Annotated in this window: 8 protein-coding genes, 1 tRNA gene and 1 pseudogene; 6 read left to right on the plus strand and 4 right to left on the minus strand. The window is 46.1% G+C overall.

Annotated features, from left to right (window positions below; genetic code table 11):
• Nucleotides 1–1,404 (minus strand): aspartate ammonia-lyase, encoded by a 1,404-nt coding sequence (gene aspA, locus VIM72_RS12280; protein ID WP_332003126.1) that lies wholly within the window; start codon nucleotides 1,402–1,404, stop codon nucleotides 1–3.
• A gap of 136 nt (nucleotides 1,405–1,540) precedes the next feature.
• Here aspA and VIM72_RS12285 point away from each other — a divergent pair, with 136 nt between their 5' ends.
• Nucleotides 1,541–2,641, plus strand: a complete 1,101-nt coding sequence (locus tag VIM72_RS12285) for a lipase family protein (protein WP_332003127.1) — start codon at nucleotides 1,541–1,543, stop codon at nucleotides 2,639–2,641.
• Here the strand turns inward: VIM72_RS12285 and VIM72_RS12290 are convergent.
• Entirely contained in the window at nucleotides 2,638–3,180 is a 543-nt protein-coding gene (locus tag VIM72_RS12290; protein ID WP_332003128.1) for a hypothetical protein, read from the minus strand. The genes VIM72_RS12285 and VIM72_RS12290 overlap by 4 nt on opposite strands.
• Nucleotides 3,181–3,402: 222 nt before the next feature.
• Nucleotides 3,403–4,608, minus strand: coding sequence for a hypothetical protein (locus tag VIM72_RS12295; protein WP_332003129.1), 1,206 nt, complete (start codon nucleotides 4,606–4,608; stop codon nucleotides 3,403–3,405).
• A gap of 425 nt (nucleotides 4,609–5,033) precedes the next feature.
• On the opposite strand from VIM72_RS12295, the gene VIM72_RS12300 reads away from it, so the two are divergent.
• From VIM72_RS12300 to VIM72_RS12315, 4 genes are all read left to right on the plus strand, one after another.
• Nucleotides 5,034–5,107: transfer RNA gene (locus tag VIM72_RS12300), tRNA-His, on the plus strand.
• Between the two features lie 126 nt (nucleotides 5,108–5,233).
• Nucleotides 5,234–5,821, plus strand: coding sequence for a DUF445 domain-containing protein (locus tag VIM72_RS12305; protein ID WP_332003130.1), 588 nt, complete (start codon nucleotides 5,234–5,236; stop codon nucleotides 5,819–5,821).
• A 192-nt stretch (nucleotides 5,822–6,013) separates the two neighbouring features.
• Complete coding sequence (locus tag VIM72_RS12310; protein ID WP_332003131.1) at nucleotides 6,014–8,584, plus strand: TonB-dependent receptor domain-containing protein; 2,571 nt, start codon at nucleotides 6,014–6,016, stop codon at nucleotides 8,582–8,584.
• Between the two features lie 189 nt (nucleotides 8,585–8,773).
• Nucleotides 8,774–11,221 carry an outer membrane beta-barrel protein gene (locus VIM72_RS12315; RefSeq protein WP_332003132.1) on the plus strand — a complete coding sequence of 816 codons (2,448 nt, stop codon included), beginning with the start codon at nucleotides 8,774–8,776 and terminating at the stop codon, nucleotides 11,219–11,221.
• Nucleotides 11,222–11,254: 33 nt separating this feature from the next.
• Here the strand turns inward: VIM72_RS12315 and VIM72_RS12320 are convergent, their stop codons facing one another.
• A complete protein-coding gene (locus VIM72_RS12320) occupies nucleotides 11,255–11,908 on the minus strand; it encodes a protein-L-isoaspartate(D-aspartate) O-methyltransferase (RefSeq protein ID WP_332003133.1) in 654 nt (217 codons plus the stop codon).
• Nucleotides 11,909–12,033: 125 nt separating this feature from the next.
• Between VIM72_RS12320 and VIM72_RS12325 the strand changes: the two are divergent.
• Nucleotides 12,034–12,342 (plus strand): annotated as a pseudogene (locus VIM72_RS12325) (phospho-sugar mutase); the annotation flags it as partial.

The raw sequence follows: 12,342 nt of genomic DNA on the forward strand, positions 1-12,342 counted from the left end.
CTACTGTATGAACTGTGGCCTTATCAGGTTATCAAACGTGAAAATTTCATCCCACTTTTCCTGTGTTACCCATTGCTTTTCTTTTACTGCCAGGTCGTGCACCGACTTACCCGTTTCCAACGCTTCCCTTGCTATAGCAGAACATTTTTCATAACCAATGATAGGGTTGAGCTGAGTGACAATGCCAATACTATGCATCACCATGTCTCTGGTACGGTCGGCATTAGCCGTGATGCCCACCACGCATTTATCTTTCAGCGCCCTGCAGGCATTGTTCATATATGTGATAGCCGTGAACAGGGCAAAAGCGATGGTAGGCTCCATTACGTTCAGCTGCAGCTGTCCCGCTTCCGCCGCCATGGTTACCATCAGATCAGCGCCGATTACATAGAAGGCCGTTTGATTCACTACTTCGGGGATCACCGGGTTTACCTTACCCGGCATAATGGAGGATCCCGGCTGCATAGGCGGCAGGTTAATTTCGTTTAGCCCTGTACGTGGGCCTGAGGAAAGCAGCCGGAGATCATTACATATTTTGGAGATCTTTACGGCGGTGCGTTTCAGCACGCCGGACAATTGTACATAGGCGCCGGTATCCACCGTGGCTTCAATAAGATCGGCGGCCAGTACCAGGTCCAGCCCGGTAATGGTAGAGAGGTGTTTCGTCACCAGTTCGGAATATCCCTTGGGGGTATTCACACCGGTACCAATAGCCGTAGCGCCCATGTTGATTTCGGAGATGAGGCGCTTGCTTTCTTCCACCCTCGACAATTCCTCGTTGATATTGGTGGCGAAAGCTTTAAACTCATCGCCCATGCTCATAGGTACAGCATCCTGCAGCTGGGTACGACCCATTTTCAGTACATCCTTAAACTCTTCTCCTTTCGCCTGGAAAGCATCCGCCAGGTCGCCCAGGGTTGTTTTATAACCGGTGAGCTTATTGATCAGCGCAATACGGAAGGCCGTAGGATACGCATCGTTGGTAGATTGTGAACAGTTCACATGATTGTTGGGATGGCAAAATTCATACTGTCCTTTTTCTTTACCCATCATTTCCAGTGCCACATTGGCAATTACTTCGTTGGCATTCATGTTGACCGATGTACCTGCGCCACCCTGTATCAGGTCACTGAGGAACTGGTCGTTGAATTCACCGGCTATCACACGGTCGGCCGCCTTAATAATATATTCCGCGATATCTTTATCAAGCACGCCGAGATCACGGTTAGCCATGGCAGCGCCTTTTTTAACATAGCCCAGGGCCTGTACAAACATGGGTTCTACCTTCAGGGGAATACCGGTAATGTGAAAATTTTCTATTGCACGAAGCGTTTGAATGCCATAGTATACGTCATGAGGGATTTCTTTCTCTCCGAGGAAATCATGCTCAATTCTCTTTGCCATATTTAAAGTAATTTAGGCCTGAAAGTTAAACGCATTTAGAACAACAGAACCAATTTAATTGTTTTAGTTTATTTTAAAGTGCGGCGCTTTTGTTACTATTCGTTTGTCATTGGTCATTTATAATTTGTTATTTTCTATGGGGTTTCGTGTTTCACTGTTCTGTTTTCTAATTTTATTTTTAGTAAGAAGTCATTGTTTTGCACAGCACCTCTCCCCCCACTTCAATGCAGTAGAGTATGGTGAATTACTGAAGCTGGCCGAGCGTTCCAGGGATACGCCATGGACCAAAGTAACCAGCACGCCGCCCCGGGATTACGAACTGGTATACCGCTCCGCCGAATCGGGACTGGTAAATCGCTGGGACCTCTGGAAAAGAAAAGACAACGTTGGCATTATCTCGATCCGCGGTACCAATGGTACCGCAGCGTCATGGCTGGAGAATTTCTATGCCGGCATGATACCGGCACAAGGTACAGTAAAGCTAAACGACAGCACTGCTGTGCCTTATAAAGTGGCGGAAGATCCCAGGGCTTATGTACACGCCGGATGGATGCTGGCAGTAGCTTCCATGGGACCGGAAATGATCCGTAAAATTAATGGGTACTACCGGGAAGGGGTACACGAATTTATTATCTTCGGCCATAGCCAGGGCGGCGTTATTGCGCTCTTAATGCGCTCCTATTTTCAATATACCAGCGGTTTACCTAAGAATATTGTGTTTAAAACATATGCCAGTGCAGCGCCTAAGCCGGGCAACCTGTATTATGCATACGACTTCGATTTCATTTGCCGGGACGGATGGGGGTTACGTGTGGTGAATGCGCGCGACTGGGTACCGGAAACACCTTTTTCATTACAAACTACACGCGACTTCAACACAGTGAGCCCTTTTACCAACATCAAAGGCACGTTAAAGAAGCAGAAATGGCCGGTACGGAGCGCGCTGGGCTATATGTACGGCCGGCTGGACCGTCCCGCCAAAAAGGCCTCCAGGCGCATGCAGCGGATATTGGGAGGCATGGCTTACAAGCGGGTAAAAAAGCTGCTGCCGGAGTATCAGCGACCGGATTTTGTAAACAGTCACAATTATACCCCGGCAGGAACGCCTGTGATCTTATATCCCGTGAAAGGTTACGATGAGAAATTCCCCTTCGATGGAAAAAATATTTTTATCAATCATTTTCCCGAAGCGTACCGTTGGGAACTGGAACAGATCTATCATATAGATGCGCATTAATCGTTGCCGCCTTTCTCCCCCGTGAACCAGTGTTCCTTATCCCTGAATAACACGTTGAAAGTGGTAAGGGAACCATAGATACGGGTAATGTATTGCTGCAAGTTCACCTTCTCTTCATCAGTGAGCACCTTATGGCTGTTGATATTCTGTTCCAGTACACGGAGGCGGTCGCGCAGCATGACTATTTTATGAAAGAAAGTATCGACAGGCAGTTCCTTTGCTTTCAGTGAAGCATCTCCGGGTTGAAGAATCAACTGGCCGCCTCTCCAGCGCTCGCCCAGCGGCACCACTTCCGTAATACCTCCCCAAAGACGCAGGATCTTCAGCAGCGATGTTTCCACATCAGAAGCGGTTTCCACTTCCGGAGTCGCATTTTCGGCAACCAGTACTTCAAACAAGGGATCTGTTTTATCGATCATCTTAATACCATGATCCATAAATGTAACGCGGTACTGGGCATATTTAACCGCTACAATAACTCCCGGGCCAAAGTGTGCGTGCTGTACCCGGGAACCAACACCGAGAGTAAGTTCTTCCATTGCTTCTTCTTTTTATGTAAACATAAAAAATTTGTCTGACTCAGGATTAAACTGATTTCGCTGATTACACTGATTTCATTTTTTGGGATTTTTTAAAAAGATTCGGGGAGATTTAAGCAAAGTATCCGCTTAAATCTCCCCGAATCTTCTAAATCTAAAGTAATCAAATCAGCGTAATCAGCGAAATCAGTTTAATCCTGAGCCAGACAACATCCGCATCCGCTACTCCTTTACCTTGTTAAGGAAGTAGGATAACTTAAACAGCAGTTCGTCCTGTAAACCGGCGCGCAGCTTTGCTTCCTCGTCGGTAATACCCAAACGGCGAAGGCGTTGATAGTATACATAGGAACCGCCAATAAGTTCCAGGCATTCCTGTATTTTACGTTTTACTTCCGCTTCTTTGGTGCGCTTTTCAAATTCTTTTTTAGTGAGAATTTTATCTACAAAGTAGAAGTGATCTTTATCTTCCACCCATTTATTTCCTTCCCTGTGCTGTGGTTTATATACCTCCAGGTAGCAGTTGTCCAGCTTTAATACATCACCGAATTCAGCGCGTATATCTATCACCGTTGGTTTCTCCGCAGAAGGATTAGCCAGGCGTTTTTTAATATGGTTACTGATTTCAACACCCAGTTCATCGCTGCTCATCAGGATCTGGTTCAGTTCCGAAAACTCCAGGCTGATAGTGATACGGGCATATCCCCTGCCGCTTTTTATTTTACCAAACAGGCTGGGCGTGGTTTGTTCGTCAAAGATAATGTCCTCTACCTGTACTTTGGTAATGGTTTTATAGTTGGGCGTATAACCATCCTCCAGCGGTGTAGCGCGTTTATTCACCAGCCTGGATGGTTCCTGGCGGCGTGTAAACTGGATGAACTCATCAATAAAACGCAGCTCATGTTTTTTCAGTTTTGCGTACAGTTCATGGGTAGTATGGTTATGTATCTTACTGAGCAGCATGAGGTCGTTCCAGCTGTCAAAATGCTGCATTTTCTTTAGTTCATCGAGGATATCGCCGGCGGCCATATTCCTGCGGTAAAACAGCTCCCCTATGAGAAACAGGGCGTATTCCTGTGCGGGATAACCCAGTTCAGGCAACACATCATAAGCGCTGCGCTTTTGTTCACGGGCGCTTTCCAGCAAGTCGATGTCCGACATAACAGGCGCCAGCAGGTATTTGCGTGCAGCTGTGCGCAATTTCTTGCTTACATAATCCAGCAACTGGTCGCTCACATGACCATGATGCACAAAATCATGCAATATCTGCACAAAGCGCCGGGATGCAGGCAATCCAAATTGTGAAAGAATATCATTTTCCATGTCCAGCACGTCCTCAAAACCAGGCTCCTCCTTTCCAGGCTTTACCCGTTGGTCCATTTGCTGGTAACGCTGATAGTACTCCTGTAACTTCAGTTTAAGCTGATCCATAATATATATACAATTAAATATTAAATACTTGTTTTCTATTCATTAATAGTAAGGGATTTGTTAAATTTTTCCTGTTCTGGTTAACTTATCCGGACTAAAAGGCATTAAACCGCCTGAAATCAGGGATTTCTCTGATGCCATAAAATAACATCCTACTGATTATTAATCACTTATAAAAATGGGAATGGAATGGGAAAGTGCGCAAAGATACATCTTTTCCGGAAGATCCAATAGAGGTGCTTGTTAATGTTGCCTGCGGCGCTTATTAACAAATGAAAAGGATTTTAATATCGGTTCCCGGGTAATTTCATCTGGAGAATATGAACTATATATAATCCCTTGAATTTTTTTTATTCAAAGTATTTGGAATTTAAAAATAGTTTCGCTTATCTTTGCACTCCCAACGAAGAAATAATACAAAAATGGTGGTTGTAGCTCAGTTGGTTAGAGCATCAGATTGTGGTTCTGAGGGTCGAGGGTTCGAAACCCTTCAATCACCCGAAAAAGCAAAAAGGCTTCTGTAAAAAGAAGCCTTTTTTATTTTCATTCCTCTTTATTTCCCTGCTTGTTTTATTCCTTTTTTGATCCCTGAATTTTTACATTTGTGAAAATCAATTCATTCTCAATGATCTTTTTCCTCCCCCTCATCGCTGCTTTCATCGGTTGGCTACTCAATAGCATTGCTGTTACCCTGCTTTTCCGCCCTTATACCCCCGTTAAACTTGGCTTTATCACCCTGCAGGGATTGTTTCCAAAAAAACAAACACAACTCGCCCATAGTATCGGGGCACTGGTCGCACAACAGTTTTCCTTTGAAGACATTAAAAGCAAAATGACCGACCCGGAAAAGATCAGAAAAATTATTCCACTGGTAGAAGCGCACCTGGACAGCTTCCTCCGGGAAAGATTACCCAAAGCCATGCCTGTGCTCTCCATGTTTATCGGCGATAGCATTGTAAACCAGATAAAAACACACCTGGTAGCAGAACTGGATACCCTGTTCCCTGTGCTCATCAGCCAATATCTCGATAACGTAGAACAAGACCTCCACCTGGAGAAAATGATAGCAGCAAAAATAGCCGGCATTCCGACAGCACAACTGGAAACCACCACCCACACCCTGCTCGGCAGGGAACTGAAAAACTTTAAACTCCTCGGCGCCATCAGCGGACTGCTTACCGGGTTAATCGCCATGATCATCTCCCTATTTTAATTCCTTTAAAAACGCTCTGTTAACTACTGTTAAGAAGCGCCCTCTGTTAACTACTGTTAAGACCTCTTAGCCTTATATTTGCGTTTTCCTGCGCATAATAATTCCACTCATCACAATCTCAAACCATTCATACCAGCACCCCGGTACTTTTGTCCCTATCTGAGAAGAAAGTCCGGATAAAAAATGACAAGGATGAAAAAATGCTACGCAATTCTTGCTGGTATACTTTTGTGGCAGGCGCATGCTTTTGCTCAGGCGCCCGGATCTACAGCTCCCCGGCAGGGACAAGGACAACAGGGAAGACCCAACATGCCTCAGATTGGCCACTTATATGGCAAACTGGTGGACGCTAAAACAGGAAAGCCGATCGAATATGCTTCGGTTACTTTACTAAGACAAAAAGATTCTTCACTGATAACAGGTATGCTCACCAAACCCAATGGCGACTTCAGCCTGGAGAATCTTCCCTTCGGTCCCATGATACTACGGGTTAACTTCATGGGCTATACGAATATCCAGAAGAAAGTAAGCATCTCGCCGCAGGCAACGGAACAGGACCTTGGCAATATCAAACTACAGCAGAATGTAAAAACACTGCAAAGCGTGGAGGTCACCGGGCAGAAAAGCGCGTTCACTATGGGGATCGATAAAAAAGTATTTAATGTCGACAGGAACCTGAGCAGCGTTGGCGGAACCGCACAGGATGTACTGAAAAGTGTGCCTTCTGTAAACATAGATCTCGACGGAAACGTAACGGTCCGTAATGCTTCTCCCAACATTTTTGTAGACGGTAAGCCCTCTACCCTTACCCTTGACCAGATCCCTGCCGATGCAATAGAAAGCGTGGAGCTGGTGACCAATCCCTCTGCAAAATATGATGCGGAAGGAATGTCCGGTATACTGAATATTGTACTAAAGAAAAATCGCAAGGCAGGTTTCAACGGCTCGGTGAATGCAGGTATAGGCACCGGCAACAAATACAATGGCGGTGGTAATATCAACATCCGCCAGGGCAAATTCAACGTATTTGCCAACTATAATATCAATGCCAACCGGAACTGGGCCGATGGTACCACCAACCGCAGCAACTATAGCAACGGTCAGAAAACAGATACCAACTACCTCTTCCAGAACAGCAACAGCACCAGTAAACCACTGTTCCAGTTCGGAAGGTTCGGGCTGGATTATATGCTGGATAACAGGAACACTATTTCCATCTCACAAAATATTGTAGCCGGCGATTTTAAAAACAACGAAGACCTGAGAAGTACTTTTGCCGATAAAAGCCATACAGTGACGGGTATCAGCGACCGCCTGAACAATAACGACTTCAGCTTCCGCAACTATACCACCGCCCTGAGTTTCAAGCATACCTTTGCACAGCCGAATAAAGAATGGACCGCCGATATTAACTATAACACCAGCAAAAATAACCGTAACGGCGACTATCTCACACAAGCGCAAAACGCTGCAGGATCTCCGCTCGGACAGGCATTGCTGCAAAACAATACCACTAACGGTAAAACCACTTTCGTTACTTTCCAAACGGATTACACCAATCCCATCGGGAAGAACGGCAAGCTGGAACTGGGCGCCAAAGCCACTCTGCGCGATTACACCAGCATGTATAATGTGTATGATAAAGACACCATCACCGGTGAATTTATCAACAACCCGCAACTCTCCAACAATTACAAATACAACGAACAGATCTACGCAGGTTATGCCAACTTCGCCAATACCATCGGCAACTTTGGCTATCAGGCGGGCTTACGCGTGGAACAATATGTATACGCCGGCGAGAATGAAGGCACCAAATATAAGCCCACAAAGGCGGTACCGGGATTCTTTCCCAGCATTTTCCTTTCGGAAAAATTAAAGAACGACCAGGAACTGCAACTGAACTATTCCCGCCGCGTGAACAGGCCCAACTTCTTCCAGCTGATTCCTTACCGCGACTACAGCGATCCACAGAATCAACGGGAAGGTAATCCCAACCTGAAACCGGAGTATACCAACAGCTTTGAACTTTCATACGTGAAGAACTGGGGGAACAATAACTTCCTGGGTAGCGTTTACTTCAGGAATACCAACGATATGATCTCTACCATCAGTACGCCTATTGGTGCAGATACACTGCTCACACAATACATCAATGCCAACAGGAGCAACTCCTACGGCGCTGAACTTACCATGAAAAACCAGGTGCTGAAAGGATGGGATCTCACCACTAACGTAAACCTGTATCAGACAGATATGAAGGTGAACGCGAATGGACAAAACTACGATAACAACGGATTCAGCTGGTTTGCCAAAATAAACTCTGAAACAAAATTACCGGCTAACTTTACCGTACAGGTGAATGCCACTTACCAGGCGCCAACCATTGCGCTTCCTTCTTCAGGCGGCGGTGGTGGTGGCCGCGGAGGCGGTGGTGGTGGCGGGTTTAACCAGATCCCAAGTTCCGCACAGGGCACCATTAAAGGATTCAGCACCGTGGATGTGGCCGTGAAAAAAGATTTCCTGAAAAACAAAGCTGCTTCTGTTACTCTCAGCCTGTCCGATATTTTCAATACCAGGCAGTATGAGCTGAACCAGGTGTCGCCTGAGTTTGCACAGGATTATATCCGTAAACGCGAATCCAGGATCCTCAAACTTAACTTCAGTTACCGCTTCGGAAAATTTGACGCCTCACTGTTCAAAAAGAAAAAGAGAGACACCGGAAACGACACGCAAATGGGAGATCCCATGCAAAGTTTCTAAAACATATTAAAGAAGGTGAATGCAAACCACAGGCCGGTTAGAAGTGCTACAGCACTCTGCCGGCCATGTTTTTTTAGCTACCACTCATCATATTTCGAGGATGTTTAAACATACTCCTGTTACTTTTACGCTGTTGTTGTATCATTATTAAAGTTGCTAAGTCCACGCATGCGAAATTTTTTCTCACTCATGGTCGTGCTGTTCGTTGCGTCATATAACGTTAACGCACAAACGCCAATTCCTGCCAGCCTGAAAATAACGGGAAAAGTGGCGGATATCGCTACCGGGAAACCAATTGAATATGCTTCTGTAGTACTGTTGAAACAGGCAGACTCATCTATGGTTACCGGCGCCTATACTACGCCCACCGGCGCCTTTTCACTCAATAATATCACTCCTGGCATTTATGTGGTGCGTATCACTTTCATGGGATACGAAAAACTGGAAAAAGCAGTGCGGGTAACAGAAGGCAAAAATACGTTTGCCGGCACACTCCGTTTACAGCCAGCGGGGAAAGTGCTGAATGCCGTGGAAATTAAAGCGGAAAAGCCCGCCTTTTCCATGCAGATAGACCGGCAGGTATTTGACGCCGGGAATATGATCAACGCGGAAGGTGGTACAGGAACAGATATATTGAAAAACATTCCCAGCGTGGATGTGGATATCGATGATAACATTACGCTGCGCGGTAAAAGCGTCACTATTTATGTAGATGGCAAGCCCTCTCCTTTCGGGGATGCTAAAACCGCCCTGCAAATGATCCCTGCCGAGAGCATCGATCGCGTGGAAGTGATCAATAACCCTTCCGCAAAGTTTGAAGCCAACGGCAGCGGCGGTATTATCAATATCGTACTGAAAAAGGATAAGGCCATTGGTTACAATGTAATGTTCAATGTAGGCGGCGCTACCCGCGGAGAAGGCTTTGGAAGCGCCAATGCAAGCCTGCGTATAAAAAGATTCAACTTCTTTGGCAACTACAACGGCCGCTATGAGCAGGTGAACGGCAGCGGGAACAGCGTCCGCCGGAACCTGGTAGCAGACAGCAGCGATACCTGGTTCTTCTCCCAGAAAAGTAAAAACGAAAACAGGAATACCAATAACGGGGCCCGTTTCGGATTTGATTACTTCATGGATGATCACAATACCTTCACCCTCTCCCAGGGACTGAACTATAACCACAGCGAGAATGAAGATAATATCCTCCTGAACTACATGGACCAGAAAATGCAATCCCTCCGCAACGGGGAACGCGTCAATAACAGCTATAACCGCAGTAATAACAAAAATACCAATCTCAGTTACAAACATACTTTCGATAAGCAAAACCAGGAGCTTACCGCTTACATCAGCTACAGCGGCAACAACAGCAGCAGCGGAAGCAGCTATAATACCCAGTATCACATCGCGTCGGTAGATACCCTTCCAAACGCAGACCGCCAGCGCAATAAAGGAAAAAACGGTAACCGCTTCTGGAACATACAATCAGATTATACTTCACCCCTTGGAAAAAAAGGCAAGCTGGAAGCAGGTGTGAAAGCCACCATGCGGCATATCGATAATGATTACCTGGCTACGCTGTTCAACTGGGAGGCGGATGATTACCTGGTGAGCCCTACCCTGTCCAATAAATATAATTATGAGGAAGACATCTACGCCGGTTATGTAAACTTCGCCAATGCCTTTGGTAACCTTGGCTACCAGGTGGGTGTACGTGCTGAACAATCGCAGCTCAAAGGATATTCCTTTACCAAAGATACCACGGTGAATAACCGTTTCTTTAACCTGTTCCCAAGCGTATTCCTGAAATACAATATGCCGAAGAACCAGAACCAGAGCCTGGTGTTCAACTACTCTACCCGGATAGACCGGCCCAACTTTGATCAGCTGCTGCCGTATATCAACAATGCTGATCCCCAGAATATCCGTACCGGTAACCCGGAACTGCAGCCCGCCCTGTCGCATAAATTTGAGGTCAGCTATTCAGTGTATTATCCCAAAACCAATAATTACCTGAGCACCAGTACTTATTTTGCGCAAACCAACGATAACATAGACCGTATCAGTACCCTGGATACCATTTCCGGTGTAACCACCACCAAACCCATGAACCTGGCTACCCAGCAGAATATGGGCGGGAATGTTTCCTATAGCCTAAACCTCACCAAATGGTGGAAAGTATGGGCCAACCTGAACGTAGAATACAGCAAACTGACGAGCATCGCCGTAAACAATGAAAACTTCAGCTACGGCTTAAACGGGAATACACAATTTCGTTTACCCGGCAGGTTTAGTGTGGAACTGGGCGGCCATTTCCGTTCCCCCCGTATACAGCCACAGGGAACTTTCAAGGCCATGAACGGGATAGACCTCGGGATCCGTAAGGAACTGCTGGAAAGGAAACTGGTAGTGGCGCTCAATATCTCCGACCTGCTGAATTCACAACAGTTCAGCTCTCATTACGAAACCAATACCTTCATACAGGATTATGAACGGAAACGCGCTACCCGCTTTATCAGGCTGAATATTCGCTACCGTTTCGGGAAAATGGATCCGAACCTGTTCAAGAAAAAGAAACCACAGGAAGAAGAAGAAAAACAGGAAGAAGAAAAGCCCAGAGAGGGCGCAGGCCGGCTTTGATAAACATTCGGGGCAGGGGATCACACCCCTGCCTTATTTTTTTCCGGCCAGCATAGGTACAAAAGAGAAGTTATCGAACAGTTCCTGCTCGTTTTCCGTTTCACTGGTTTTGGTGATCCGCAGCATACGCTGCACCTCCTGCCCCCCCACGGGAATCACCATCTTTCCGCCGATTTTAAGCTGCTGCAGTAATTTTTCAGGAATATGGGGAGCCGCGGCCGTTACCAGCACTTTATCAAAAGGCGCATAGGTAGACAGGCCCTCATAACCATCTCCATAAAAAAAACGGAGATTACGATATTGGGCTTTAAAAGGAAAATGCTTCACCTGGTCAAACAGCTTGCGTTGCCGCTCTATAGTAAATACATTGGCTTTCAGCTCAGCCAGCACACAGGCCTGGTAAGCGCTGCCGGTGCCTATTTCCAGCACCTTTTCGTAGGGCTTTACCTCCAGCAGCTGCGTTTGATAGGCCACTGTATATGGCTGCGAAATGGTTTGCCCCTCCCCGATCGGGAACGCCCTGTCGTCGTAGGCTATACTTTCAAAAGCCGTATCAAGGAAAAAATGCCTGGGAATATTACCAATAGCCGCCAGTACGTTTTCATCTGTAATACCTTTCTGACGGATGCTATCAACTAGCTGTTTACGTAATCCTTTTTGTTTATAAGTATCTTCATACCGCCTCATGGCCGCAAAATTAACCAATACAAGGGATTTTCAATGTATTTTGAAATCGGTAATTTCACACATTCATTTTTTTATTTTTACTTTACAATCCATTTTAGCAATTACGGCTCACAAAAAAAAGACCCATGGATATAAATATTCAAAGCAAAGTAGACCAATGGCTCAACGGTAATTACGACGCTGAAACCGTTGCCGCACTGAAGAAAATGCAGGAGGGAAACCCCGATGAACTCAACGACGCCTTTTACCGTAACCTCGAATTTGGCACCGGTGGCCTCAGGGGCATTATGGGTGTTGGTACCAACCGCATGAATAAATATACCCTTGGAATGGCCACCCAGGGCTTCGCCAATTATCTCAAAAAAACCTTTACCGGCGAAATCAAGGTAGCCATTGCACACGATAGCCGCAATAACGCCCGCTTTTTTGCAGAA

Origin of the sequence: Chitinophaga sp., assembly GCF_036569185.1 — a bacterium.
Classification (GTDB): domain Bacteria; phylum Bacteroidota; class Bacteroidia; order Chitinophagales; family Chitinophagaceae; genus Chitinophaga.

What these genes read in the sequence shown, in the direction of transcription:
- VIM72_RS12305 (WP_332003130.1), top strand. Translation starts at nt 5,234, where the DNA reads ATGATCTTTTTCCTCCCCCTCATCGCTGCTTTCATCGGTTGGCTACTC.
- VIM72_RS12320 (WP_332003133.1), bottom strand. Translation starts at nt 11,908, where the DNA reads ATGAGGCGGTATGAAGATACTTATAAACAAAAAGGATTACGTAAACAG.
- VIM72_RS12285 (WP_332003127.1), top strand. Translation starts at nt 1,541, where the DNA reads ATGGGGTTTCGTGTTTCACTGTTCTGTTTTCTAATTTTATTTTTAGTA.
- VIM72_RS12290 (WP_332003128.1), bottom strand. Translation starts at nt 3,180, where the DNA reads ATGGAAGAACTTACTCTCGGTGTTGGTTCCCGGGTACAGCACGCACAC.
- VIM72_RS12310 (WP_332003131.1), top strand. Translation starts at nt 6,014, where the DNA reads ATGAAAAAATGCTACGCAATTCTTGCTGGTATACTTTTGTGGCAGGCG.
- aspA (WP_332003126.1), bottom strand. Translation starts at nt 1,404, where the DNA reads ATGGCAAAGAGAATTGAGCATGATTTCCTCGGAGAGAAAGAAATCCCT.
- VIM72_RS12315 (WP_332003132.1), top strand. Translation starts at nt 8,774, where the DNA reads ATGGTCGTGCTGTTCGTTGCGTCATATAACGTTAACGCACAAACGCCA.
- VIM72_RS12295 (WP_332003129.1), bottom strand. Translation starts at nt 4,608, where the DNA reads ATGGATCAGCTTAAACTGAAGTTACAGGAGTACTATCAGCGTTACCAG.